Origin of the sequence: Rhodococcus sp. BE178 (assembly GCF_050433545.1) — a bacterium.
Lineage (GTDB): Bacteria > Actinomycetota > Actinomycetes > Mycobacteriales > Mycobacteriaceae > Prescottella.
Genome location: NZ_JBNPXA010000012.1, coordinates 44,259 through 68,888, shown reverse-complemented (window position 1 = coordinate 68,888; position 24,630 = coordinate 44,259). Strand labels below are relative to the sequence as shown.

The window sequence follows — 24,630 nt, the reverse complement described above, 5'->3', positions numbered from 1 at the left end:
AACGCGGGCGGCCCGCCCCCGGATGCCGGGGACGGGCCGCACTTCACGAAGCCGGCGAACTCACTCGCCGTCGACGGTCTCGACGAATCCCTCGGGAGTCTGGAAGCCCTCGAGCTTCTGCTCGCCGGTGGCCGCCGGGTCGGGGCTGTCCGCCGGAACCGCAGTCCGGAGGTTCATACCGCCCAGGTCGGTCTTCATGTAGATCACGTTGTACCGATCCCAGGTCGTCAGCACGAAGTACAGATCCTTGCCGGTCGACCAGGGATGCATGAAGCCGCCGTACAGCGACGGAAGAGTCGTTCCGCTGATGAGGGTCTGCTTGCCGACCCACGGGCCCTCGGGGCTGTCGGCCACGCGGATCACGAGACCGTTGAGGTCGGTGTACATGGCCACGTACTTCTGGAGGTAATCGTTCCACTGCACCGACAGCTCGCTGACCTTCCCACCGATGACCGGGACCGCGTCTGCGATGTTCGAACTCCACGCCGAACCGTTCCAGTACTCGTAGGCACCCAGGTTTCGGATGTCCGCCTTGGGCACACGAGCGAGGCGCGCCTCCCCGGATCGGCCGGAGGGCGTGCCGAACTCATAGACGTAGCCGTCACCCTGAGCCGGCACGAACGCACTCATCTGCCAGTTCTTGTTGCGTGGCGAGAAGGCCGGGATCTGATCGACGCCGGGGATCGGGATCGGCGTATCGAAGACCCCTTCGCGATTGACACGCACGGTCGCCGGGTCCGTCTGCCAGTGGTCTCCGTTGTCAGTGGAGTAGGCGAGCCCGGAGTAGTTGGTGGTCCACTCGCCCGGCGTGTCCCACGAACGGACGGACATCCACCGCACGTACTGCACACCGTCGACAGCGACGCCGCCGGTCGGGATCACCGTGAACTCGGGGAAACCGCCCGGCTTCTCAGAGAGCAGACCCTGGATGACCTGCCTGGAGAAGTTCGGCGGCGCCGCCGCGAGCGGCGAGTCGTCGATCCGCATGCCGTCGGTCAGGTTGGCGTCCGTGCTGCGGAACAGGACGTTGCTGCGCCACTGATCGCCCTCGATGCCACAGTCGCCGACAGTGTCACCGAACAGCATCATGACGCCGTGGTCCGCGTCTCCGCTGTCCCACATGATCCCGAGGTCGGTACCGGAGACGCTGTACTTCTCGATGCTCTTGTTCGGGCTACCCGGTCCGGTAACCATTTCGATGGCCTTGGTCTTGCCCGACAACACCGGCAGCGCACCGTTGGGCGCGCCGGTGATCCACGGGAGCGAGTTGATGAGCGAACCCGTCGCGCTGCCGAGGCTGCCCGAAGCCAGGCTGCCGAGACTGCCGGAGCTCCCCGCGCCGCCGGCACTTCCCGAGCTACCCGAACTTCCTGCGCTACCGAGACTTCCGCCGTTCTGCCCGCACGGACCCCCGACCGCGTTCGCAGGTGTCGCCATTGCAACCGAGAGTCCGACAGTGACTGTCGCAGCGGACAGTGCCGCCGTCCATCTTCTCTTCGTTGCTCTCACAGACCGTTTTCCTTCCAGTGGTCGGGGAGGCAATGTGTGCGCGGCCCAACCGCTGTATCCCCCCGGAGACGTGCATCGATCAATGAGCAAACCATGAAACGCCCAAGATCCGGGTGTTACTCATGGGATTTCTGTGGAAATTGAGACGTGAATAGGGTAATCGTGCCCGGTCCCCGCCGCGAACACCGTCCGGGTTCAGGTGACGCCGAACCGATCTCGCCAATCCTGCGTAACACGATGTTTACACGTGGCCAATCTCACTTTCCCCAGGTAACCGTCGAAGTGTAGGCCAGCTACGGACTATCGTGTAACGGAAAGATTAATAAGTTCTCACGGAATCAGGTAGGTGAATGTTGTCTGTACGCGACCGCGTTGAGGAGATCTACGAGCAGGTCCTGCTGCGCAATGCCGGCGAGCCCGAATTTCACCAGGCAGCAGCCGAGGTCTTCGAATCTCTGCATGTGGTCCTCGAGCGTCACCCTCGCTACGCCGATTCCGGCCTGATCGAGCGGCTCTGCGAGCCCGAGCGTCAGATCATCTTCCGCGTGCCGTGGACCGACGACAACGGCAACGTGCACGTCAACCGCGGTTTCCGTGTTCAGTACAACAGCGTGCTCGGCCCCTACAAGGGCGGCCTGCGCTTCCACCCCAGCGTCAACCTGGGCATCGTCAAGTTCCTCGGTTTCGAGCAGATCTTCAAGAACGCGCTCACCGGCCTGCCCATCGGGGGCGGCAAGGGTGGCTCGGACTTCGATCCCAAGGGTCGCTCCGAGGCCGAGATCATGCGCTTCTGCCAGTCGTTCATGACCGAGCTGCAGCGCCACATCGGTGAGTACACCGACGTGCCCGCCGGCGACATCGGCGTCGGCGGCCGCGAGATCGGCTACCTGTTCGGCCAGTACAAGCGCCTCACCAACTCGTTCGAGTCGGGCGTCCTCACCGGCAAGGGCCTCAACTGGGGCGGCTCGATGGTCCGCACCGAGGCCACCGGATACGGTGTCGCCTACTTCACCGCCGAGATGATGGCCGCCAAGGGCGAGAGCCTCGAGGGCAAGAAGGTCGTCGTGTCGGGCTCCGGCAACGTCGCGATCTACGCCATCGAGAAGGTCCACCAGCTCGGTGGCACCGTCGTGGCCTGCTCCGACTCCGCCGGCTACGTCGTCGACCCCAAGGGCATCGACCTCGAGCTGCTCAAGGAGATCAAGGAGATCAAGCGCGCCCGCATCAGCGAGTACGCCGACCAGGTCCCCCACGCCACCTACGTCGAGGGCGGCTCCATCTGGGACGTCGAGTGCGAGATTGCACTCCCCTGCGCCACCCAGAACGAGCTGGACGAGGTCGCCGCCAAGAAGCTCGTCGCATGCGGCGTGCAGGCTGTGGCCGAGGGCGCGAACATGCCCACCACCGCTCAGGGCATCAAGGTCTTCCGTGACGCGGGCGTCGCGTTCGCACCCGGCAAGGCCGCCAACGCCGGTGGTGTCGCCACCTCCGCACTCGAGATGCAGCAGAACGCCTCGCGCGATTCCTGGAGCTTCGAGTACACCGACGAGCGCCTGTCGAAGATCATGCGCGGCATCCACGAGCGTTGCATCACCACCGCTGCCGAGTACGGCCAGCCGGGTGACTACGTGCACGGCGCCAACATCGCCGGCTTCGTGAAGGTCGCCGACGCGATGTTCGCCATGGGCGTCATCTAGTCCTCACGCACCACAAACGGCTCGGGCCCGGCATCGACTTCGATGCCGGGCCCGAGCCGTTTCGTACTACCGATCGGGTCGGTCCTCGTCCGGATCCGTCCGCGCCTCCTCCGAATCCTCCCGCGCCTTGCGCGCCGCCTCCCGCATCTCGATGCCGTCGGTGATCCAGTCCCCGATCTCGCGGGTGACGTCCCGGACCGCGCCGGTGATGATCACGGCGATCCTGCCGACGTGGGTGGCCGCCGATTCGGTGATGTCCTGCACCGTGTCCTTGCCCCGCTCGAACTTCCCCACCATGTTCGACGCACCTCTCATGCAGCGGTCTTCCGACGCTCGACGATAACACCGCGCACCGGAGCGGGGCCGACCAGCGACGGCGGCAGCGCGAGCCGGAAGATCTTGGCCCACACCGAGCCGATCTGCCGGAAGAATCCGCCGGTGTTGTACGGCAACCCGTACTGTTCGCACAGTTCCCGCACCCGCGGGGCCATCTGCGGGTAGCGGTGCGCCGGAATGTCCGGGAACAGGTGGTGCTCGATCTGGTGTGACAGGTTGCCCGACATGATGTGGAACAGCGGGCTGCCACTGATGTTCGCGCTCCCCAGCATCTGCCGCAGGTACCACTGGCCGCGGGTCTCGTCGGCCGTCTCCTGCTCGGTGAAACTCTGTACGCCCGAGGGGAAGTGGCCGCAGAAGATGATCGAGTACGCCCACACGTTGCGGACCACGTTGGCGGTCGCGTTCCCGAGCAGCGTCGAGACGAACAGCGGCCCCGACAGCGCCGGAAACACCACGTAGTCCTTGAGTACCTGACGGCCCGCCTTCCGCCACCAGCCCTCCATCAGCGGTTTCACATCCGCCCAGCTGCGCTTGCCCTGGACCACGTTCTCAGCCTCGAGGTCGTGCAGCATCACACCCCACTCGAACAGGAACATCAGCCCCGTCGCATACACGGGATTGCCGAGGTAGTAGGGGTTCCAGCGCTGCGCGTCGTCCATCCGCAGGACGCCGTATCCGATGTCGCGGTCCCGGCCGACGATGTTCGTGTACGTGTGGTGCATGTAGTTGTGCGAGTGTTTCCACTGGTCAGCAGGGCACACGGTGTCCCATTCGAACACCCGCGAGTTCAGGCCGGGTTCGCGCATCCAGTCGTACTGGCCGTGCATGACGTTGTGGCCGATCTCCATGTTGTCGAGGATCTTCGAGATCGACAGCGCCCCGACGCCGGCGAGCCAGAACGGCGGCAGGAACCCGAGGTACATCAGACCACGGCCCGCGACCTCGAAACCCCTCTGCGCCTTGATGATCCGATAGATGTACTCCCGGTCTGCCTGACCGAGGTCCGCGACGGTCTCGGCGCGCAGGGCATCGAGTTCGCGGCCGAGATCCTCGACGGCGTCGTAGCTCAGGACGGCGATCTCGCCGGCCTTCTCCGGCTCCGGTTCACGCTCCCAGAACCTCAGGAAGCCGGGCACACCCGGCAGACTGACTCCCAACATCGTGTTCTCCTGTCCAGTCGTGCGATCGGGTCGCTCAGATGTCGATGTCGACGTCACCGAGCGGCGCGGAGATGCAGAGTTGGATCGGTTGATCCGGGTCGTCGTGGGTATCGCCGGTACGGACGTTGCGGGTCCGGCCGGATCGCTTGAGCGCGGTGCACGAGAAACAGATCCCCATCCGGCAGCCGTACTCGGGCGCCAGCCCGGCGGCCTCGGCCTGCTCGAGGATGCTCGCCCCCGAGTTCTCGACGGTGACGCCGCTGCGCGCGAACGACACCGTCCCACCCGCCGCGTCGACCGGACCGGTCGAGCCGATCACGAACCGTTCGGTGTGCATCTGTTCACCGAACCCGTCGGCATCGAGCAGGTGCCGCACGGCCGCCGTGAGCGCGTCCGGTCCACACACGAACACCTCGGTGCCGACCCCGAAACCGGGGGCCACCCGCTGCAGGTGTGCGCCGCAGAAGCGCCCGCCGGGCACGGTCTCGACCAGGTCGATCGTGACGTTGTCGTGCGCGGCGTCGATCGCGCGCAACTCGGCGCGGTCTGCGATGTCGGCGACGGTCCGCACATAGTGCAGGAACGCGATCCGGCCGGAGTAACCCTCGTCGATGAGCGTGCGCAGCATCGACAGCACCGGCGTGATGCCGCTGCCGCCGCTGACGAGCAGCACCGAATCGGGCCGCGGGTCCGGCAGCCGGAACTCACCGGCGGCCGGAGCCAGGTCGACGACCAAACCCTCCTCGGCGTGGTCGTACAGGTATTGCGACACCAGCCCGCCCGGGTGGGCCTTCACGGTGAGCCGGATCGGATCGCCCGCGCGGTGCTGCGAACCGGTCGGCGAGTAGCAACGGACATGGCGGACCCCGTCGATCACGATGCCCACCTGCACGAACTGTCCGGCGGCGAATCCGCGCCACTGCCGGGTGGGCCGCAACTCGAGGCATACCGAACCCGCCGTGGGCCGCGACACCGACACCACGCGGGCACGCATGTCGCGCACGGTCGCCATCGGATCGACCAGTTCGAGGTAGCGGTCCACGGCGTGCGGGGTGGCCATCGACTCCAGCAGCGCGAGCAGCGGGCGCCGTATGCGGCCGGTGGAACTCACGGAAGGTTCAGATCTCACAGCCATGGTCTCTCCTCGTCGGAGCGCCGATTCGATGTCGGCCATACGGTTTCAGTGCACAGTCGTACACTAATTAGTGTGAACGCAGTTACCCCACGCCTGTCAATCCCGGACATCAGTGACGCCGGTCACGCTCCGGATGCGGCGGGTGCGGGATCTCGGTGAATACACTCGACGCCGTGACGGAGCCGGTGGAGACGCGAGCGCAGCGCAAGGAGCGCACCCGCCAGGCACTGCTCGATCGCACGCTCGACCTCCTGGCGGACCGCAGTTTCGCGAGCGTCAGCCTGCGCGAAGTCGCGCGCGCGGCCGGGATCGTGCCGACCGCCTTCTACCGCCACTTCGCGTCGATGGACGAACTGGGCGTGGTCCTCGCCGAGGACAGCATGCGGGTGTTGCGGCGGATGCTGCGCGACGCCCGACGCACACCCAGCACCAAGAACGCGACGGCCTCGCTCGACATTCTCGTCCGCCAGGTGCGCGCGCACGAGGCGGAGTTCCGCTTCATCGCCCGCGAGCGGTACGGCGGCGTCACCGAGGTCCGACGCGCGATCGCCACCGAACTGCGCCTGTTCGTCAGCGAACTCACGATCGACCTGTCCCGCATGCCGGGGCTCACCGACTGGGACGTCGAGGATCTCGAGATGGCCGCCGACCTCATCGTGCAGGCGATGCTCGCCGCGGTGATCGACCTGCTCGAGGTGGACCGTCCGGGGTCGGCCGACGAACGCGCGGTGATCGAGCGGGCCGAGAAGCAGTTGCGGCTCATCATGCTCGGCATCGGGAGCTGGAAGCCCACGCGCGCGTAGCGGTTCGGCTACCGTGGCCACCATGACAGCCGACGCGCGCCATGACCGAGTTCGCCTGGGCGACCTGACTTTCGACGTCACCGTCACCGGCCCGGACGACGGTGTGCCGATCGTTGCGCTCCACGGCTTCCCGGAGAGCGCAGCGTCGTGGCGGCCGATCACGCCGCGACTCGTCCGCGCCGGATTCCGGGTGATCGCGCCGAATCAGCGGGGATACTCCCCCGGCGCTCGCCCCGAGGCGGTCGAGGACTACCGGTTCGACCACCTCGTCGCCGACGTCGTCGGACTGCTCGACGCGTACGACCTCGACTCGGCCCACCTGGTGGGTCACGACTGGGGTGCGGCCGTCGCGTGGCAGGTGGCGGGCCGGCACCCGGAGCGGATCCGCAGCCTCACGGCGGTGTCGGTGCCGCACGCGGCGGCCTTCGGATGGGCGCTGCGCAATGACGCCGACCAGCAGCGGCGGTCCGGCTACATGAGACAGTTCCGCACCGAGAGCAACTCCGAAGCCGTTCTGCTCGAGGAGAACTCACGGCGCCTACGGGCGGTCTTCGGCGACGGCAACAACCCCGATCTGGTCGAGGAACACGTCCGGCTGCTGTCGGAGCCGGGCGCCCTGACGGCCGCGATGAACTGGTACCGGGCGTTGGTCCACGAGTTCGGCGACCTGCCGCCGGTGCGGGTCCCCACCACGTACGTGTGGAGCACCGCGGACCCCGCCATCGGCCCGGCGTGCGCGGAGCGCTGCAGCGACTTCGTCGACGCGCCGTACCGTTTCGTCGTGCTCGAGGGCGGTAGTCACTGGATCCCCGAGGAGAACGCCGACGCGCTGGCCGACGCGATCCTCGCCCGGGCAGCCCAGAGCTGACGGCCCGGCCGTCACCCGCCGAGGAACACCTCGAGTTCGTCCACCACCGCATCGAGCGGCGCCGACGTGCCCTGCGCCTGCGCCATCACCAGCGCGCCCTCGAGCGCGCTCACCACGAGCACCGCCAACGACGCCGACCGTTCCTGCGCGACGCCGTCGTCGACAAGCGACCCGGCGATCAGGTCGCACCATTCGGAGAACGTCGCGCCCGCCACCTCGCGTGCGCCGTGTTCGGTGCCGAGCGCGGCCGCGACGATCGGACACCCGGCGGCGAAGTCGGTGGCCTCGAGCCCACGACGCCACAGGTCCACCAGCGCGCGCAGCGCCGAGACGGTGTCACCGGCCTCGAGAACGCGGGCGACGCCCCGACCCAGGTAGGACGCGGCGGATCGGGTCGCCTCCTCCACCAGCTGGGACTTCCCGTTCGGGAAGTGGTGGTAGATCGAGCCGCGCGGGGCACCGCTGTGGGCGAGGACGTCGGCGAATGACGTCGCGGCCACACCCTGCTCGCGGATGAGCGCGACGGCGCTGTCGATCATGGCCGCGCGCGGACCGTTCACGGGATCGCTTCGCCTCGCCATGTCGTCGCCCTTCCGTCGATCACACTGTTGCCGTCCAGTTCTATGTATGTTGTCATACCTAGAACCGGATCGTCACCCACCAGGAGCAGCCGTGACCCAGATCGTCGCACCCCCGCACCCGTTCGACGCGGCCGTCGAACTCAGCGCGTTCGACGCAGGCCGGTCGCACGGTCACACCGACCCGGCCTACGCGAACATGGTGGGCCCGTTCGGCGGCATCACCGCTGCAACCCTGCTCCGCGCGGCGCAGCAGCACCCCGAGCGTCTGGGCGAGCCACTCTCCCTCACGGTGAACTTCGCCGGCCCGATCGCCGACGGCCCGTTCGAGGTCACCGCCCGCCCCACCCGCACCAACCGCTCCACCCAGCACTGGAACATCGAGCTGACCCAGGACGGCGTCGTCACCACCACCGCCACCGCGGTGTTCGGCATCCGCCGCGAGACATGGACCTCCACGGACATCACGCCACCCGCCGTTCCCGCGGCCGATGCCGTTGCGGTCCAGGGGTTCCCCGACTTCATCGCGTGGGCCCGCAACTACGAGATGCGGTTCGTCGAGGGCGCGATCCCCGACGTCGCGGACGACACCGCCGGCGAGCAGTCCGACTCGACGACGACGTTGTGGGTCCGCGACAACCCGCCCCGCGCACTGGACTTCCCCGCCCTGGCATCGCTGTGCGACGTGTTCTACCCGCGCGTGTTCCTGCGCCTGGGCCGGATGCTGCCGGCCGGAACGGTATCGCTGACCGTGTACTTCCACGCCGATGCGGCGATGCTCGCCGCGCAGGCCGACGAGGCCGTCCTCGGCACCGCCCGCGCCCAGAACTTCGGCAACGGCTACTTCGACCAGTCCGGCGAGATCTGGGGACGCGACGGCGTCCTGCTCGCCACCACCCACCAGTTGGTCTACTTCAAGTCCTGACGCCCCGTCCTTCTGGCCGAATGTCACACGCGTTCAGTCGGACTGAACCGATGTGAAATTCGGCCCGGTGCGCGGCCCGGGGTCCCGCTCGGGCGGGCGGACCATCAACAGCGCCGCCAGGCCGATACCGAGGACCACGAGCAGACCGACGATGCCGGCCCGATCGGCGCCGAACCACCACGCGAAGAAGCCGAACAGCGTCGGCGCGAGGAACGAGACCGCGCGGCCGGTGGTTGCGTACAGCCCGAACAGCTGCCCCTCGCGTCCGGGCGGGGTGATCCTCGCGAGGAACGTACGCGACGACGACTGCGCCGGTCCGACGAACAGGCACAGCAGCAGGCCGAAGATCCAGAACATCAACGTGCCTGAGACGGCGAGCAATACGGTGCCGACCACCAGCATCGCGATCAGCGAACCGGCGATCACCACCTTGGGGCCGATCCGGTCGTCGAACCGTCCGGCCACGATGGCGCCGAGGGCGGCGACGACGTTGGCGGCGACACCGAACAGCAGCACACTGTCCGACGCCATTCCGTACACGTTGACGGCCAGCACCGCGCCGAAGGTGAAGACGCCGGCCAGGCCGTCGCGGAACAGCGCGCTCGCCACGAGGAACCAGACGGTGCGCCGGTCGGCGGCCCACAGTTCCTTCAGATCGCGCCACAGCACCCGGTACGACTCGACGAAGCCCGCCTTCGCGGCACCGGGGTCGGCCGCGGTGCGCGGCACCTCGGGGACCGCGAGCAGCACCGGGATCGCGAACACGAGGAACCACACCGCCGCAAGCAGTGCGACGAGCCGGATGTTGAGGCCGCCGTCGGTGCTCAGCCCCAGGAGACCGCGGGTGTCGCCGTCGCCGGCGATGAACCCGAAGTAGCAGACCAGCAGCAGCACGATGCCGCCGAAATAGCCCATGGCCCAGCCGAACCCGGATACCCGGCCGATGTTCTCGGGAGTGGACACCTGCCGCATCATGGCGTTGTACGGCACGCCGGCGAGTTCGAAGATCACCGATCCGACGCCGAGCAGCACCAGTCCCAGCCACAGGTAGTGGTAGTCGTCGACGACGAAGAACATGCCCGCCATCGCGGCGACCGTGAAGAACGTCAGCACCGCCAGGGAGCGTTTGCGCCGACCGGCGGCGTCGAACCGCTGGCCGCTCACGGGCGCGAGGACGGCGATGAAGAAGCCGGCGATACCGAGCGACCACCCGAGCCACGTGCTCGCGGATATCGATCCGGGCAGATCGTCGCCGACGGCGTCGGTGAGATAGACCGAGAAGACGAAGGTGACGACGACGGCGTTGAACGCTGCCGAGCCCCAGTCCCACAAGCCCCACGCGGCGACCTGACGACGGGTCGCCGCCTGCCCGATGCCGGCGCCCCCAACCACTTCGGTGCTCATGGCGGCGAGCCTACGTAGTCGGACGTGCCCTGCACGGTGACACACCCGCACGCCGGTCGAATTCGAAACAAACACGAGGTGGACATCGAAATCCATACTTCTATCAAATCTCTCGGATCAATTCAATTTCGCGACTCGAAAACCGCCCCGACAATTCTTGCGTGTTACACTGCCTGGCGACTGATGGGAATGCGTCGACGAACCCGCGCACAACTGCGTGGACGCCCGATCCGGAACACGTCGACCCTCGTGAACGAACGGCGAATACTCGCGTTTCGTGCACACCGCACGACCGTCGACGCGGGAAACTCCCGCGCCGCCGGCGTCGCGTGCCGCCACCGGCCCCGTCGGTCCACGAGCCGTGTCGAGGGACACGACCCGCTCGCGCGGAACAGTTTTCGCGTTCACCCGGAGCGGACATCGCTGCGCCGCGGCGCCGGTACGACGACGCAGATGCGCCCGTCGACCAGTACAGACACCCCTCGGTCTCGCCTGCTCGCATCAAAGATTCGCGAGCCGCATTCTCGCGAAGAAATGTCAAGGAGGTAACGAATGGACGTACCCGAACTCGTCCAATTCAGCGCCGTGGCGATTATTCTGCTACTAGTGTTCTTCTACGGCGGAACATTTCTCATCTCCCTCCGCATCGGCCGGAAGAGGGAAAACGCCGACAACTTCATGACGGCCGGAAACCAGGTCGGTTTCGGCATCTCCGCGGCCAGCATGACGGCCACCTGGATCTGGGCATCGTCGATGTACGCATCGGCGACTGGCGCCCCGGGCCCACACCCTCGCGGAGATCATGTACGCCCGGCACGGGCGATCGAGCCAGCTCATGCTGGCCGGATCCAACGTCGTCGGCAGCCTCATCAGCCTGATGTCGAACTTCATCGCGGGCGGCGTACTGATCTCCCTGCTGTCACCGCTCAACTTCATCCAGGGTGCGCTCGTCATCGCGGGCGGTGTGCTGCTGTACACGTTGTGGTCGGGATTCCGGGCCTCCGTGTTGACCGACGTGATCCAGTTACTGGGCATGCTCGGCGCCGTCGCCATCCTGATCCCGATCGTCTTCTTCGCCGCGGGATTCCCGGCAGCGTTCGAGACGGGTGCCGCGAATCTGACTCCCGCCCAGGGCAACTTCTTCTCGAGTGAGGCGTTCTTCAATCAGGGCGCCCCCTACATCGCCGCCGTCCTCGCCTACGCGATCGGAAACCAGACCATCGCGCAGCGACTGTTCGCGGTCCGCGAGGACCTCATCAAACCGACGTTCATCACCGCCGCGGTCGGATACGGCGCCACGGTGATCGGCATCGGCATGTTCGGCGTCCTCGCGTTGTACCTGGGCAGCGATCCGCTGGACGGGGACGTCAACAACCTCATTCCGCAGATGGCGGGCACCTACCTGCCGGCGGTACTGGTCGCACTGTTCTTCCTGCTCATCCTCGGAGCCTTGTCGTCCACCGCGGACTCCGATCTGGCGGCGCTGTCGTCGATCGTCATGACCGACGGGTACGGCCACACCGTCGCCGTCCGAGCGGCCGCCGATCCACGCCGGATGCTGCTGATCGGCCGCGCCACCATGGTCGTCGCGACCGCGCTGGCCGTGGCGTTCGCGAGCATGCGACTCAACATTCTCGATCTCCTGGTGTTCGTCGGCGCCCTGTGGGGCGCGCTGGTCTTCCCGGTGATCGCGAGCTTCTACTGGAACAAGGTCTCCAACAAGGCGTTCACGATCTCGACCCTCGCCGCAGTGGCCACGTTCCTGCCGGTGCGCTTCGGTTGGTTCCCCACCGACGGGGCGAGTGGGTTCCTCATCGATGTCGTGTCCGTCGTCGGCGTCGGTGTGGTGCTCGCCCTGATGGCCTTCGGGTTCTTCGGACTCCGCGTCGCGAAGATCGTCGGCGCGGTCGCGATCCTCGTGGTCGCGCCCTTCGGCATCGGCTTCCTGCACGACTACGCCACCCTGAGCGGCTCACTCGTCGCGTACGCCGTGAGCACGGTGGTCTGTTACGTGATGTCGGTGCGCAACCCCGAATCGTTCGACTTCGCGACGATCAAGGAACGGGTCGGCGACTTCGACAGCGAGCCTGGGTCCACCGACATCGACGACGACCGTCCGTCGCTGGGGGAAGCGGCCGTCCGGGACTGACCGCTCCGAACCGGCCCCGGCTCGATCCGACTGCAGACTCGATCCGATTACAGAGGAGTACCTGTGAACACCGTGTTCCTGACCGTCTACGTCCTGATATGGCCGATCGTCGTCGCCGCGACACTGTTCGTCATCACCCGCGGCGCCGTCCGCGAGTGGGCCGCCGCCCGCAGGAAGGGCGAGCGCCTCGTCTGACCCGACGCGCGTGACCACGGGGTGTCCCGGACCGAACAAGGTCCGGGGCACCCCGTACGCGTTATACGCACAGTTGCATATTCACCTCGTTGCATACAGACTGGGGACGTGGCACTCGAACACGCGATCCTCGTCTCCCTCAGCGAGCAGTCCGGCTCCGGATACGAACTCGCGCGCCGATTCGACAAGTCGATCGGCTTCTTCTGGAGTGCCACCCACCAGCAGATCTACCGCGTACTCAAGCGGATGGACGACGCCGGCTGGGTCACGGGAGAGGCGATCGCACAGGACGGCCGCCCGGACAAGAAGGTGTACCGCGTATCCAGCGCGGGCCGGGCCGAGCTGGCCCGCTGGATCGCCGAGCCCACCGAGCCCGGCCACCTGCGCAACGAACTCGCCGTGAAGATCCGCGGCGCCGCGTACGGCGACATGGCGTCGCTCATCGCAGAGGTGCGCCGGCACCGCGACGAGCACGTCGCACGCCTGGACCTGTACCGCAGGATCCAGGACCACGACTTTCCCGAATCCCGCCGTCGCGCTGGGTCCGTCCTGCACCAGTACCTCGTCCTGCGCGGCGGCATCCGCGTCGAGGAAGGGTTCGTCGGCTGGTGCACCGAGGTGCTCGCCGCCCTCGAATCCGAACAGCATCCCGATTCTTCTTCACAGCCCTGACCTGACCGAAAGGCCCGGCATGACTTCCCAGTTCCCGCATCTGCTCTCGCCACTCGACCTCGGATTCACGACGCTGAGGAATCGCGTGATCATGGGGTCGATGCACACCGGCCTCGAGGACCGCGCGAAGAACACCGCCCGTCTGGCCGAGTTCTACGCCGAACGCGCCCGCGGCGGCGTCGGCCTCATCGTCACCGGCGGCTACGCCCCCAACCGGACGGGCTGGCTGCTGCCCTTCGGCGCGAAGCTCACCAACCGGTTCGAGGCCCGTCGGCACCGCGTCATCACCCACGCCGTCCACGACGAGGGCGGCAAGATCGCGCTGCAGATCCTGCACGCCGGCCGGTACAGCTACCAGCCGCTGAGTGTGTCCGCGTCGTCGATCAAGGCGCCCATCAACCCGTTCCGGCCGCGGCGCCTGACGAGCCGTGGCGTGCGCTGGCAGATCCGCAACTTCGTCCGCTGTGCCCGTCTGGCCCGTTCGGCCGGGTACGACGGCGTCGAGATCATGGGCGGCGAGGGCTACTTGATCAACCAGTTCCTGTCCGAGCGCACCAACCGTCGCACCGACGAGTGGGGCGGCACCCCCGAGAAGCGTCGCCGGATGGCTGTCGAGATCGTGCGCCGCACCCGCGCCGCCGTGGGCCCGCACTTCATCATCCTGTTCCGGCTGTCGATGGCCGACCTCGTCGAGCGTGGACAGAGCTGGGACGAGATCGTCGCGCTCGCACAGGAAGTCGAGGCCGCCGGCGCCACCATCATCAACACCGACATCGGCTGGCACGAGTCGCGGGTGCCGACGATCGTGACGTCGGTACCGCGCGCAGCGTTCGCCGACATCACCGACAAACTCGCGAAGCACGTGTCCATCCCGGTCGCGGCGTCCAACCGCATCAACATGCCCGAGACCGCCGAGGAGATCCTCACCCGCGGCGACGCCCGGCTGATCTCGATGGCCCGGCCGATGCTCGCCGACCCCATGTGGGTCCGCAAGGCCGAGGCCGGCGCACCCGACGAGATCAACACCTGCATCGCCTGCAACCAGGCGTGCCTCGACCACGCGTTCGTCAACAAGCACGTCTCGTGCCTGCTCAATCCGCGTGCGGGGCGCGAGACCGAGCTGGTCCTGCTGCCGACGCGACGAAAGAAGACCCTCGCGGTCGTCGGCGCCGGACCGGCCGGACTGTCGGCGGCACTCAACCTCGCGCAACGCGGCCACACCGTCACCCTGTTCGAGGCACGTGACGACATCGGCGGCCAGTTCGGTATCGCGCAGAGGATCCCCGGCAAGGAGGAGTTCGCGGAGACCATCCGCTACTACCGCCGCCAACTCGACCTCGCGGGTGTCGACGTCCGGCTCGGCACCCGCGTCACCGCCGCCGACCTGATCGCCTCCGGCTACGACGAGGTGGTCCTCGCGACCGGCGTGACCCCGCGCGTCCCGAACATCCCTGGCGTCGACCACCCGAAGGTGCTGTCGTACGCCGAGGTTGTGCGGGACAGGAAGCCGGTCGGCAGGACGGTCGCGGTGATCGGCGCCGGCGGCATCGGCGTCGACGTAAGCGAGTTCCTCACCCACGAGCACTCCCCCACTCTGGACCTGAAGGAGTGGAAGCAGGAGTGGGGCGTCACCGATCCCGAGTCCGCTCCCGGTGCGCTGACGACGCCGCGGCCGTCACCGTCGCCGCGGGAGGTGTACCTGCTGCAACGCAAGCCCGGGCGCATCGGTGCCGGGCTCGCGAAGACCACCGGCTGGGTGCACCGCGCCGCGCTGAAGGCGAAGGGCGTGCACGAACTGTCGGGCGTCAACTACGAGCGCATCGACGACGCCGGTCTGCACATCACGTTCGGCGAGAAGCACGAGCGTCCTCGGACGCTCGACGTGGACACCGTCGTGATCTGCGCGGGGCAGGAGTCGGTGCGCGACCTCGTCGACGAACTGACGGTCGCCGGTGTGACCACGCACATCATCGGCGGCGCCGACGTCGCCGCCGAACTCGATGCCAAACGCGCGATCGAGCAGGGCACCCGGCTGGCGGCGAGCATCTGAGCGCATGACCACCACGAATCCGGGCACCGACTACGCTGCATTCTCGTGAGCCTGCCGAACCCCACCCCAGACGCCCGCGCGGTCGTGACCGGCGCCTCCTCCGGCATCGGCGAGGCCCTCGCCGCCGAACTGGCCGCGCGCGGACACTCGCTGATCCTCGTCGCCCGCCGAGGCGACGTCATGGAGAAGCTCGCCGCCCAGCTGCGCGAGAAGTACGGCGTCGAGGTCGAGGTCCGCGCCGTGGACCTGTCCGACCGCGAGGGCCGCGCCCCGCTGGTGACCGAGCTGTCCGAGCGCGAGATCTCGATCCTGTGCAACAACGCCGGTATCGCGACGTTCGGTCCCGTGAGCGAGCTCGATCCGTCGTACGAGCGCGACCAGGTCGAGCTCAACTCCGTCGCCGTGCACGACCTCACCCTCGCGGTCCTGCCGGGCATGGTGGCGCGCAAGTCGGGCGCGATCCTGATGGTGGGCTCGGCGGCCGGCAACATGCCGATCCCCAACAACGCCACCTACGCCGCCACCAAGGCGTTCGTGAACACGTTCTCCGAGTCGCTGCGCGGCGAACTCAAGGGCAGCGGCGTCAACGTCACGCTGCTCGCGCCGGGCCCGGTGCGCACCGAGACCCCCGACCCCGCCGAGGCGTCGATCGTCGACAAGCTGGTCCCCGACTTCCTGTGGATCTCGAGCGAGTACGTCGCGAAGGTCTCGCTGGACGCGCTGGCCGAGAACAAGATGCGGATCGTGCCGGGCATCCTGAGCAAGGGCATGTCGGTGGCCGGCCAGTACAGCCCGCGCGCCGTCGTCGCCCCGATCGTCGGCACGTTCTACCGGAAACTGGGCGGCTGACGCACCTCGCGTCAACCGCGCGTCAGGGCTCGGGCGGGCGCCGTCAAGCACCCGTCAAGAACCGACCGATGAGCACGGGACCGGCGTAGTCCTGAAGGTGACCCCGCTCCACCCGGATGCGGGCACCCTCAGGAGACGCCGGTGACCCTGCTCGATCTCTTTCCGTCCCTTCGCACGACGATGACGCCGCGACTGGATCCGGCGCTGTGGCCGACCACCACCGACCACGACGACCGGGGCCGGATCCGGGTCGGCGGAGTCGCGCTCGACGACATCGCCGACCAGTTCGGCACACCCACCTACGTCCTCGACGAGACCGACGTGCGGCACCGTTGCCGCGCATACCGCGCCGCGTTCCCCGAGGCCGAGATCGCCTACGCGGGCAAGGCCCTGATGATCCGCGCGGTCGCGGACTGGGTGACCCGCGAGGGGCTGTCGATCGACGTGTGCTCGGCCGGCGAACTCGCGATCGCGCTGTCCGCGGGCGTCGATCCGGCTCGGATCATTCTGCACGGCAACGCCAAGACCGCGACGGAACTGCGGGCCGCGGTGGACGCCGGAGTGGGCCGGATCGTGGTGGACTCTCTCACCGAGATCCGCCTCCTCTCCGCGATCGCGAACCGGCGCGTCCAGGTGCTGGTGCGGGTCACGCCCGGCATCGACATCCACGGCCATCGCGCGGTGGCGACCGGGGTCGACGACCAGAAGTTCGGATTCCCGTTGTCCCACGATCAGGCGGGCGATGCCGCGCGACTGGTCCTCGAGCAGCCGAACCTCGAACTCGTCGGCCTCCATTGCCATCTCGGGTCCCAGATCGCCGACGCCGAGTGCTTCCGGTCCGCCGTCGCCCGGCTGGTCGGGCAGATGGCGCAGATCCGCAGCGATCACGGCATCATCCTCACCACCCTCGACCTGGGCGGCGGACACGCCGTGCCCTATCGCCCCGGCGACCCGGAGTGTGATCCGGCGGTCCTGGCCGCCGTCGTCGACGACGCCCTCGACGACGCCTGCGCGCGCAACCGCTTCCCCCGCCCACAGATCGTGCTCGAACCGGGACGGGCGATCGTCGCCCGGGCCGGGGTCACCCTGTACCGCATCGTGTCGACGAAGACTCATGCCGGCGGACGCACCTTCGTCGCCGTCGACGGCGGCATGAGCGACAACCCCCGGGTCGCGCTGTACGGCGCCCGGTACGACGTCGTGATCGCCAACCGGCATCCACTGGGCCGCCACACCACGGTGACCGTGGTGGGACGGCACTGCGAGGCCGGCGACGTCGTCGCCGAGGACGTCTCACTCCCCGTCGACCTGCATCCCGGGGACGTCCTCGCCGTGCCGTGCACCGGCGCCTACCACCACAGCCTCGCGTCGACGTACAACGGCGTCGGCCGGCCACCGGTAGTCGCGGTGCGGGACGGGCACATTCGCGAGCTGATCCGCCGCGAGACCGTCGCCGACCTCATGGCGCGCGAATCCGACGCCTGACCGATTCCAGTGAGTGGGATCACATCCGCCACGCGGACCCGCCGGAACTGATAGTGATGCACAACACACTGTTATGTCCACTGGGAGGAACCTGTGAAGACCCGCGGCGCCGTCATCACCGAAGCACCTGGGACCTACAAGGTCGTCGAGCTCGAACTCGCCGGCCCACGACAGAACGAGATCATGGTCAAGATGGTCGCGTCCGGCCTGTGCCACTCGGACGATCACCTCGCCAAGGGCGACCACGCTTACAGCCACCTGCCGATCTGCGGCGGTCACGAAGGCTCCGGCATCGTCGTCGAGGTCGGACCGCACACCGACGGCTGGGAGGTCGGCGACCACGTCATCTTCTCGTTCCTCGCGGGCTGCGGGCGGTGCCGCTGGTGCGCGAAGGGGCTGCAGAACCTCTGCGACCGCGGCGCCACCATCATGAGCGGAAGCCGCCCGGACGATCCGGAGAGCTTCCGGCTCTCGATGGACGGCACCCCCGTGGCGCAGATGTGCGGGCTCGGCACCTTCAGCGAGTACTCCACCGTGCACGTCGATTCCGCGGTCAAGGTCGACAAGGACCTCCCGCTGGACAAGCTCTGTCTCCTAGGGTGCGGTGTCGGTACCGGCTGGGGTGCAGCCGTCAATTCCGCCGAGGTCTATCCCGGCCACACGGTCATCGTGATGGGTATCGGCGGGATCGGCATCAACGCCGTCCAGGGCGCGGCTCACGCCGGCGCGGCGCACATCATCGCCGTCGACCCGGTCGAGTTCAAGCGCACCACCGCCCTCGAACTCGGCGCCACCCACGCGGTCGCGACGATGGAGGAGGCCACCGAGATCGCCCGATCGTTCACCAATGGTCAGGGCGCGGACTCCGCGATCGTGACGGTCGGCGTGACCACTGGTGAGCATGTGGCGCAGGCATTTTCGTCCATCCGCAAGGCGGGCACCGTCGTCGTCACCGGTCTCGGCAAGGGCACCGACATCGGCATCCCGGTCAGCCTGCTCGAGCTCACGCTCTACCAGAAGCGCATCCAGGGTTCGCTGTTCGGCGCGTCCGCGCCGAGCGCCGACATCCCGTGGATGGTCGAGCTGTACCGCAGCGGCAAGCTCGAGCTCGACAAACTGATCACCACCACCTACACGCTCGACAACATCGCCCAGGGGTACATCGACATGCACGAGGGCAAGAACATCCGCGGCGTCGTGCTGTTCGACTGACCGCCACCTCGGTGCCGGGCGCACTCACCTCCGTCGCCTGCGCCCGGTACCGAAGATGCTCCGCGAGATCTCCCGCCCGGCAGCCGACGCCGCCGACCGGAGGAAACTCTTGACCGCCGTGTTGCCGAGGATCTGCTCGGCAACACTCGGCCCCTCGTTCGGGGCGGGCGGCGGCGGCAGATCCGGAAGGTCCGGCAAGGGCGGCACATCCAACGTCGGGTCGAGGTTCGGCGCGCCCGCGACCTTCGCCGTCAGCAATTCGTACGCCGACTCCCGGTCCACGGTGTGCCCGTACTTCGCCTGCAACCCGCTGGCGCCGGACGCCGCCCGGATCCCGTCGTCGCCGATCGTGTCCATCAGCGACCGCGGCGGCCGGATCCTCGTCCACGCCACCGGAGTCGGAGCGCCCTTCTCCGAGAGCACGGTGACGATCGCCTCACCGGTCCCCAGCGAGGTGAGCGCCTTCTCGAGGTCGTAGTGCGCGGTCTTCGGATACGTACGGACCGTCTTGGTCAGTGCCTGCTGGTCGTCCGGGGTGAAGGCGCGCAGCGCGTGCTGGACCCGCGCACCGAGCTGCGAGAGCACCGCATTGGGGACATCGGTGGGCAACTGGGTGCAGAAGAAGACGCCGACGCCCTTCGACCGGATCAGCTTGACCGTCTGCTCCACCTGCGCCAGGAACGCCTTGGACGCGTCCTTGAAGAGCAGGTGCGCCTCGTCGAGGACGAAGACCAGCTTCGGCTTGTCGAGGTCGCCTTCCTCCGGCAGCGTCTGGAACAGGTCGGCCAGCACCCACATCAGGAACGTCGAGAACATCGCCGGACGCGCGGCCTGCGCGCCGAGTTCGAACAGCGTCACCACCCCGCGCCCGTCGGCGCCGACCCGCAGCAGATCCTCGGTCTCGAACTCGGGCTCACCGAAGAAGGTGTCACCGCCGTCGGCCTCGAGATTGACCAGCGCGCGCAGGATCACACCCGCGGTGGCCGCCGACACGCCCCCGATGCCCTTGAGGTCGGCCTTGCCCTCGTCGGACGTGAGATGCGCGATCACCGCGCGCAGGTCCTTCAGATCCAGCAGGGCGAGCCCCCGGGTGTCGGCCCAGTGAAAGATCAGCCCCAGCGTCGACTCCTGGGTCTCGTTGAGTCCGAGGACCTTGCTGAGCAGGATCGGCCCGAAACTCGTGACGGTGGCACGCACCGGGATCCCGATGCCCTCGGTTCCCAGCGACACGAACTCGACCGGGTAGCCGGTGGGCACCCAGTCCGGGTCCCCGGTCTCCGCGGCTCGACCGGTGATCTTGTCGTTCGATTCCCCCGGCGCGGACAGCCCGGACAGGTCGCCCTTGACGTCCGCCATCACGACGGGAACACCTGCCGCCGAGAGCTGTTCGGCGATGCCCTGCAGTGTCTTCGTCTTGCCCGTGCCAGTGGCGCCGGCGATCAGTCCGTGGCGGTTGACGGTCGCCAGCGGAATCCGCACGCGGGCAGCCGCATCCACTGCACCGTCGACGACGACCGTCCCGAGCTCGAGGGCCGCTCCCTCCGACGCGTATCCGGACGCGATCTCGGCGGCGGCGCCGAACCCCTCGGCCGAACCCCCGTTGTCCGGACCGGCCTTCGCGCCTTCACACTCCGCCCGCTCCGCGTCGGCCGCCTCACGCTCGGCCGCTTCCGCAGCCGCTGCCGCTTCCGCGGCGACGCGAGCCGCCTCCTCGGCGGCCGCTTTCGCGATCCGAGCCTTCTCCGCCGGCGTCGGGTCAACCGTCATGTGGTGTCCTCCTCGAGCAGAAAGCGTGCGGGAAGTTCTCCACCGTGGACAATATCCCGCCCGGGCGTGACTACTGTGTTTCTCGTGCAGGACAAATTGGTATGGATCGATTGTGAAATGACGGGCCTTCGGCTCGGTACGGACAAGCTCATCGAGATCGCTGCATTGGTGACCGACAGCGACCTCAACATCCTGGGTGAAGGCGTGGACATCGTGATCCACGCCGACGACGACGCTCTGGCGGACATGCCCGACGTCGTGACCCAGATGCACGCCAAGTCCGGACTGACCGAAGAGGTACGCGCGTCGACGGTGACCGTCGCCGAGGCGGAACAGATGGTGCTCGCCTACATCCGCGAGCACGTGCCCGTCGCCGGCACCGTGCCGCTGGCAGGCAACTCCATCGCGACCGACCGCGGCTTCATCGCCCGGGACATGCCCGAACTGGACGGGCACCTGCACTACCGCATGATCGACGTCAGCTCGATCAAGGAGCTGTGCCGCCGCTGGTACCCGCGGATCTACTTCGGCCAGCCGGAGAAGGGCCTCTCGCACCGGGCCCTCGCGGACATCAAGGAATCGATCCGCGAACTGCAGTACTACCGGCGCACCGCGTTCGTGGCGGATCCGGGCCCCTCCACCACCGAGATCGCGGCCGTCGCGAAGGAGTTGGGACCGGCCTGACCAGCCGATTGGCACTTTCCTCGATCGACAGGCTAATATTCATCTCGCTGCAGCAACCGGTTCCGCCGGAAGCGACAGCGATGGTGACTGTAGTTCAGTTGGTAGAGCACCAGGTTGTGATCCTGGCTGTCGCGGGTTCGAGTCCCGTCAGTCACCCCGAAGAAAAGCCCCCGGCATCGCCGGGGGCTTTTCTCGTTCTCAGGCCCCGAGCCGCCCTCCCCCGCGCTTTGCGCACTTATCGATGCCTGCAAACCCCCCGAAGACACCGATAAGTGCGCAAAAGGCGAGATAGCAACGCCGGCGTGATGCAGTTCACTTTTCAAGTACCCGGCGACACACACAAATCGCCCTGAACAGGAAGAACTCACAAGTCCCACTCAGTGGGACCTCCAATTAACCGTTTGTTCATCCGGCCCCTACTGTGACGCACAGCATCATCGATGCCCGGGCGTGAATGCCGTCATGCCTGCACCCTTTCACGACAGGAGTCTCCCTCATGGGTTCCCTCGACACGAAGACCATCGCCGATCTCGGCAACATCCAGAAGGTCATCACCGCAGGCGGCGGCGTCATTGCCGGCCTCGGTGCAGTCATGGGCCTCGTGCTTGCACTGGCCGCCTTCGCCCCGGCAGCCTGATCAGCCCGGCCTTCAAACGACTCCGGCCCGCCTACCGACGATCTAGTCGGCAGGCGGGCCGGAGTCGTTCTGCTATTTGCTGCTGTCAGTCGAACAGCGTCGGCGAGTCGCCGCTGTCCGCGTCGTCTACCGAACGTGCGGCGCGCGCACCTGGTTCAGCCTTACGCACCACGGTCAGCGTCGTCGTCCGACGCGAGAGCCGGTGCCCATCCGCGTGTTCGAGCAACGCCATGCCATGCCGGACCTCGAGAACAGTCCACGGGCCCGCATGGCCCGCCGCCTGAACGAGATCCCCGACTCCCACCGCTACCACGCTCAGCTCCCGTTCCTTCGGACGATTCGGTCACACCCAGAATAATCGCCCGCTACGCGTTGCCGGCCCGCCAGGTCTCCCAGGGGATGTTCCAGTCCCCGAGTCCGTCGGTGCCCGACAGGGTGCCGCCCACCGTGTTCTTGACCAGGACGATGTCGCCACGCTTGGTGTTGTCGTAGATCCACTTCGCGTTGGAGGGGCTCATGTTCAGGCAGCCGTGACTGGTGTTGGTGTTGCCCTGCTCGCCGAGGGACCACGGCGCGGAGTGGAAGAAGATGCCGCTGTACGACATTCGCGTGGCCCAGTCGACCGGCGTCTTGTAGCCGTCCGGCGAATTCACCGGGACACCGTAGGTCGACGAATCCATCACCAGGTGATCGAACCGGTCTCCGACGATGTAGACCCCGTTGTCCGTGGGGGTGCTGTTCTTGCCCATCGACGTCGGCATCGTCTTGACGTCGCGACCGGACACGTTGACGGTGACCTGCTTGGTGTCGTCGTCGGCGGTGATGACCACGGCGTCGCCGATCGTGAACGACGAGTGCACGTCCTCCTGCCCGAACAATCCCTTGCCGAGATCTCGGCCGTACGCCTTGACGTCGACGGTGACCGTGGTGCCCGGCGCCCAGTAGTTCTGCGGCCGCCAGCGCACCTCACGATTGTTGAGCCAGTAGAAGGCGCCCTCGACCGGCGGCGCGGTGACGATCTCGATCGCGCCCTCCGCAGCCTTGCGGTCGGGGATGTTCTCGTCGAACTGGATCGCGACGGGCTGGCCGATACCGACGACGCTGCCGTCGCCGGGCATCACGTACGGCTTGGTGAGGTTCCCGGGGGCACTGGTCGTGAACGACAGAGTGGTCGATGTCGAGCCACCGAGTCCGTACGCGTCAGCCTGGAGCGTGTACTTGCGGTTGTATCCGAGTGGTTCGGTGTTGGTCCACGACAGCCCGTCCGGAGCCACCGCTCCGGCGACCGTCTTGCCGTCCGGGTTGCGCAGCGCCACGTTCGCCAACCGGCCGTCGGCCACCCGGACCGAGACCGGGTCGCCGGGCGAGAAGCCCACGGCGCCGTCCACGACGGTGGTGGTGAGCTTCGGCTGGATCAATGCGACGAGCGGATTGGAGTCGACCGGCCCGGTATCGGAAGTGGAGGCGCCGGCCGCACCGGTCGAGATGGTGCACCCCGTGACGAGCATCACCATCCCCAGAGCCGCTGCGACCACTGCCGCGGCGGCAGGCAGCCTCGATCTCGTCGCTCCACCCCCGCGCCGACGACCCTCACCGCGACTGACCTTCATGAAAACCCCACTTCACACTGCACACCTACCGAGGCAAGTCCCTTCGACCCACCCCACCCACGTGCCGACCCGACAATCCCTCCGGCACCCGCGCTCCTGCATGATGCCAGGTTCGCGCAGCCGACTTCCCCGACGTGCCGGACACGTGAGTAACGGTCGAATACCAATCGCCACCTGCGGCTCGAGGGTTACAGGACCACTGATTTGCTTTCGCTCGAAGCCGTCCGCTAATGTTCTCCTCGCACCGAACGGGGGACACCTCGCGACGAGCAATGCGCCTATAGCTCAGTTGGTAGAGCAAGTGACTCTTAATCACTGGGTCCGGGGTTCGAGTCCCTGTGGGCGCACGCTAGTTCACTAGCAGCCGGTTCTCCGGCAAAATGGGCATGCGCCTATAGCTCAGTTGGTAGAGCAAGTGACTCTTAATCACTGGGTCCGGGGTTCGAGTCCCTGTGGGCGCACCGTGAAAGGCCCCCGCACATCATGTGCGGGGGCCTTTCGTCGTTTCCGATCGAAGGCTCGATGCCTCCGAAACGACGAACGGGACGTCAGGTCACACGATCCCGGGGAATGTGTGACCTGACGTCCCGTTCGAGCTGCCGGACCTGGTCCGGTCGCGTCAGCGGAAGATCTTGCGCAGCACCAGCAACCCGACGACAGCACCGGCACCGATGAGCGCCGCCTTCACGGCGGGCTCGTTCAACTTCGCGAGGACACTCTGCTTGGTCGTCTCGACGAGCCGCTTGGGGTTGGTGCGGACGGCGAGCACGTCGAGTGTCTGCGCGAGTTGATTGCGGGCGTTCTCGATGTCCCGCTCGATGCTCTCGGTGTCCCTGGGCACGTGTCCTCCAACTGGTTCGAATCGGTGCGGCTGTGATGCTGCTGTGCCGGTCACGCTACCG

General features: G+C 67.4%; 23 protein-coding genes and 3 tRNA genes. 16 read left to right on the top strand and 10 right to left on the bottom strand.

Annotated features, from left to right (window positions below):
* Window positions 1–60: 60 nt before the first annotated feature.
* Window positions 61–1,437 carry a DUF4185 domain-containing protein gene (locus J2X34_RS19905; protein ID WP_429519332.1) on the bottom strand — a complete coding sequence of 459 codons (1,377 nt, stop codon included), beginning with the start codon at window positions 1,435–1,437 and terminating at the stop codon, window positions 61–63.
* A gap of 425 nt (window positions 1,438–1,862) precedes the next feature.
* On the opposite strand from J2X34_RS19905, the gene gdhA reads away from it, so the two are divergent.
* Complete coding sequence (gene gdhA / locus J2X34_RS19900) at window positions 1,863–3,206, top strand: NADP-specific glutamate dehydrogenase (protein ID WP_114724112.1); 1,344 nt, start codon at window positions 1,863–1,865, stop codon at window positions 3,204–3,206.
* Window positions 3,207–3,272: 66 nt separating this feature from the next.
* Here gdhA and J2X34_RS19895 read toward each other — a convergent pair whose 3' ends face one another.
* Genes J2X34_RS19895 through J2X34_RS19885 form a run of 3 tightly spaced genes read right to left on the bottom strand, consistent with a single transcriptional unit; the run spans window position 3,273 to window position 5,840 of the window.
* Entirely contained in the window at window positions 3,273–3,503 is a 231-nt protein-coding gene (locus J2X34_RS19895; protein WP_114724092.1) for a hypothetical protein, read from the bottom strand.
* 14 nt (window positions 3,504–3,517) lie between these two features.
* On the bottom strand, window positions 3,518–4,705 hold the full coding sequence (locus J2X34_RS19890; protein ID WP_114724091.1) for a fatty acid desaturase family protein: 1,188 nt from the start codon (window positions 4,703–4,705) through the stop codon (window positions 3,518–3,520).
* A gap of 34 nt (window positions 4,706–4,739) precedes the next feature.
* Window positions 4,740–5,840: a ferredoxin reductase gene (locus J2X34_RS19885; RefSeq protein ID WP_429519329.1), complete on the bottom strand. Its 1,101-nt coding sequence runs from the start codon at window positions 5,838–5,840 to the stop codon at window positions 4,740–4,742.
* A gap of 173 nt (window positions 5,841–6,013) precedes the next feature.
* Between J2X34_RS19885 and J2X34_RS19880 the strand changes: the two genes are divergently transcribed.
* Both J2X34_RS19880 and J2X34_RS19875 read left to right on the top strand, forming a co-directional pair.
* Window positions 6,014–6,643: a TetR family transcriptional regulator gene (locus tag J2X34_RS19880; RefSeq protein WP_114724090.1), complete on the top strand. Its 630-nt coding sequence runs from the start codon at window positions 6,014–6,016 to the stop codon at window positions 6,641–6,643.
* Between the two features lie 22 nt (window positions 6,644–6,665).
* A complete protein-coding gene (locus J2X34_RS19875; protein WP_429519327.1) occupies window positions 6,666–7,511 on the top strand; it encodes an alpha/beta fold hydrolase in 846 nt (281 codons plus the stop codon).
* Between the two features lie 11 nt (window positions 7,512–7,522).
* Here J2X34_RS19875 and J2X34_RS19870 read toward each other — a convergent pair whose 3' ends face one another.
* A complete protein-coding gene (locus J2X34_RS19870; protein ID WP_114724088.1) occupies window positions 7,523–8,092 on the bottom strand; it encodes a TetR/AcrR family transcriptional regulator in 570 nt (189 codons plus the stop codon).
* 91 nt (window positions 8,093–8,183) lie between these two features.
* Here J2X34_RS19870 and J2X34_RS19865 point away from each other — a divergent pair, with 91 nt between their 5' ends.
* Window positions 8,184–9,014, top strand: a complete 831-nt coding sequence (locus J2X34_RS19865) for an acyl-CoA thioesterase (protein WP_114724087.1) — start codon at window positions 8,184–8,186, stop codon at window positions 9,012–9,014.
* Between the two features lie 33 nt (window positions 9,015–9,047).
* Here the strand turns inward: J2X34_RS19865 and J2X34_RS19860 are convergent, their stop codons facing one another.
* Window positions 9,048–10,418, bottom strand: coding sequence for an MFS transporter (locus J2X34_RS19860; protein ID WP_429519324.1), 1,371 nt, complete (start codon window positions 10,416–10,418; stop codon window positions 9,048–9,050).
* Window positions 10,419–11,253: 835 nt separating this feature from the next.
* Between J2X34_RS19860 and J2X34_RS19855 the strand changes: the two genes are divergently transcribed.
* The 7 genes from J2X34_RS19855 to J2X34_RS19825 all read left to right on the top strand — a co-directional run bounded on the left by J2X34_RS19855 (window position 11,254) and on the right by J2X34_RS19825 (window position 19,030).
* Complete coding sequence (locus J2X34_RS19855; RefSeq protein WP_429519322.1) at window positions 11,254–12,567, top strand: sodium:solute symporter family transporter; 1,314 nt, start codon at window positions 11,254–11,256, stop codon at window positions 12,565–12,567.
* 63 nt (window positions 12,568–12,630) lie between these two features.
* Entirely contained in the window at window positions 12,631–12,762 is a 132-nt protein-coding gene (locus J2X34_RS19850) for a putative transporter small subunit (RefSeq protein WP_217487143.1), read from the top strand.
* A 108-nt stretch (window positions 12,763–12,870) separates the two neighbouring features.
* Window positions 12,871–13,434 (top strand): PadR family transcriptional regulator, encoded by a 564-nt coding sequence (locus J2X34_RS19845; RefSeq protein ID WP_114724085.1) that lies wholly within the window; start codon window positions 12,871–12,873, stop codon window positions 13,432–13,434.
* A 19-nt stretch (window positions 13,435–13,453) separates the two neighbouring features.
* Window positions 13,454–15,484 (top strand): NADPH-dependent 2,4-dienoyl-CoA reductase, encoded by a 2,031-nt coding sequence (locus J2X34_RS19840; RefSeq protein ID WP_114724084.1) that lies wholly within the window; start codon window positions 13,454–13,456, stop codon window positions 15,482–15,484.
* 45 nt (window positions 15,485–15,529) lie between these two features.
* Window positions 15,530–16,333 (top strand): mycolate reductase, encoded by an 804-nt coding sequence (gene cmrA / locus J2X34_RS19835; protein WP_114724083.1) that lies wholly within the window; start codon window positions 15,530–15,532, stop codon window positions 16,331–16,333.
* A gap of 141 nt (window positions 16,334–16,474) precedes the next feature.
* Window positions 16,475–17,818 (top strand): diaminopimelate decarboxylase, encoded by a 1,344-nt coding sequence (gene lysA / locus J2X34_RS19830; protein ID WP_429519319.1) that lies wholly within the window; start codon window positions 16,475–16,477, stop codon window positions 17,816–17,818.
* Between the two features lie 93 nt (window positions 17,819–17,911).
* Window positions 17,912–19,030: an NDMA-dependent alcohol dehydrogenase gene (locus tag J2X34_RS19825; protein ID WP_114724081.1), complete on the top strand. Its 1,119-nt coding sequence runs from the start codon at window positions 17,912–17,914 to the stop codon at window positions 19,028–19,030.
* A gap of 24 nt (window positions 19,031–19,054) precedes the next feature.
* On the opposite strand, the gene J2X34_RS19820 is transcribed toward J2X34_RS19825, so the two are convergent.
* Entirely contained in the window at window positions 19,055–20,797 is a 1,743-nt protein-coding gene (locus J2X34_RS19820) for a helicase HerA-like domain-containing protein (protein ID WP_429519316.1), read from the bottom strand.
* A gap of 84 nt (window positions 20,798–20,881) precedes the next feature.
* On the opposite strand from J2X34_RS19820, the gene orn reads away from it, so the two are divergent.
* From orn to J2X34_RS19805, 3 genes are all read left to right on the top strand, one after another.
* Complete coding sequence (gene orn / locus J2X34_RS19815) at window positions 20,882–21,481, top strand: oligoribonuclease (RefSeq protein WP_114724110.1); 600 nt, start codon at window positions 20,882–20,884, stop codon at window positions 21,479–21,481.
* Window positions 21,482–21,564: 83 nt separating this feature from the next.
* Window positions 21,565–21,637: transfer RNA gene (locus J2X34_RS19810), tRNA-His, on the top strand.
* A gap of 340 nt (window positions 21,638–21,977) precedes the next feature.
* Entirely contained in the window at window positions 21,978–22,118 is a 141-nt protein-coding gene (locus tag J2X34_RS19805) for a hypothetical protein (RefSeq protein WP_429519314.1), read from the top strand.
* An 85-nt stretch (window positions 22,119–22,203) separates the two neighbouring features.
* On the opposite strand, the gene J2X34_RS19800 is transcribed toward J2X34_RS19805, so the two are convergent.
* Window positions 22,204–22,437, bottom strand: a complete 234-nt coding sequence (locus tag J2X34_RS19800) for a hypothetical protein (protein WP_114724079.1) — start codon at window positions 22,435–22,437, stop codon at window positions 22,204–22,206.
* 46 nt (window positions 22,438–22,483) lie between these two features.
* Window positions 22,484–23,728 carry a L,D-transpeptidase gene (locus J2X34_RS19795; RefSeq protein WP_429519312.1) on the bottom strand — a complete coding sequence of 415 codons (1,245 nt, stop codon included), beginning with the start codon at window positions 23,726–23,728 and terminating at the stop codon, window positions 22,484–22,486.
* 274 nt (window positions 23,729–24,002) lie between these two features.
* Here J2X34_RS19795 and J2X34_RS19790 point away from each other — a divergent pair.
* Both J2X34_RS19790 and J2X34_RS19785 read left to right on the top strand, forming a co-directional pair.
* Window positions 24,003–24,075, top strand: a tRNA-Lys gene (locus J2X34_RS19790).
* 41 nt (window positions 24,076–24,116) lie between these two features.
* Window positions 24,117–24,189, top strand: a tRNA-Lys gene (locus J2X34_RS19785).
* A 158-nt stretch (window positions 24,190–24,347) separates the two neighbouring features.
* Here J2X34_RS19785 and J2X34_RS19780 read toward each other — a convergent pair.
* Window positions 24,348–24,569, bottom strand: coding sequence for a DUF3618 domain-containing protein (locus J2X34_RS19780; RefSeq protein WP_031936604.1), 222 nt, complete (start codon window positions 24,567–24,569; stop codon window positions 24,348–24,350).
* Window positions 24,570–24,630: the final 61 nt, after the last annotated feature.

Excerpts from the sequence above, each read along its gene's own strand:
- J2X34_RS19860 (WP_429519324.1), bottom strand. The coding sequence starts at position 10,418 with ATGAGCACCGAAGTGGTTGGGGGCGCCGGCATCGGGCAGGCGGCGACC.
- J2X34_RS19890 (WP_114724091.1), bottom strand. The coding sequence starts at position 4,705 with ATGTTGGGAGTCAGTCTGCCGGGTGTGCCCGGCTTCCTGAGGTTCTGG.
- J2X34_RS19870 (WP_114724088.1), bottom strand. The coding sequence starts at position 8,092 with ATGGCGAGGCGAAGCGATCCCGTGAACGGTCCGCGCGCGGCCATGATC.
- J2X34_RS19795 (WP_429519312.1), bottom strand. The coding sequence starts at position 23,728 with ATGAAGGTCAGTCGCGGTGAGGGTCGTCGGCGCGGGGGTGGAGCGACG.
- J2X34_RS19855 (WP_429519322.1), top strand. The coding sequence starts at position 11,254 with ATGCTGGCCGGATCCAACGTCGTCGGCAGCCTCATCAGCCTGATGTCG.
- J2X34_RS19875 (WP_429519327.1), top strand. The coding sequence starts at position 6,666 with ATGACAGCCGACGCGCGCCATGACCGAGTTCGCCTGGGCGACCTGACT.
- J2X34_RS19905 (WP_429519332.1), bottom strand. The coding sequence starts at position 1,437 with ATGGCGACACCTGCGAACGCGGTCGGGGGTCCGTGCGGGCAGAACGGC.
- J2X34_RS19820 (WP_429519316.1), bottom strand. The coding sequence starts at position 20,797 with ATGACGGTTGACCCGACGCCGGCGGAGAAGGCTCGGATCGCGAAAGCG.
- J2X34_RS19895 (WP_114724092.1), bottom strand. The coding sequence starts at position 3,503 with ATGGTGGGGAAGTTCGAGCGGGGCAAGGACACGGTGCAGGACATCACC.
- J2X34_RS19885 (WP_429519329.1), bottom strand. The coding sequence starts at position 5,840 with ATGGCTGTGAGATCTGAACCTTCCGTGAGTTCCACCGGCCGCATACGG.
- J2X34_RS19840 (WP_114724084.1), top strand. The coding sequence starts at position 13,454 with ATGACTTCCCAGTTCCCGCATCTGCTCTCGCCACTCGACCTCGGATTC.
- J2X34_RS19805 (WP_429519314.1), top strand. The coding sequence starts at position 21,978 with ATGGGTTCCCTCGACACGAAGACCATCGCCGATCTCGGCAACATCCAG.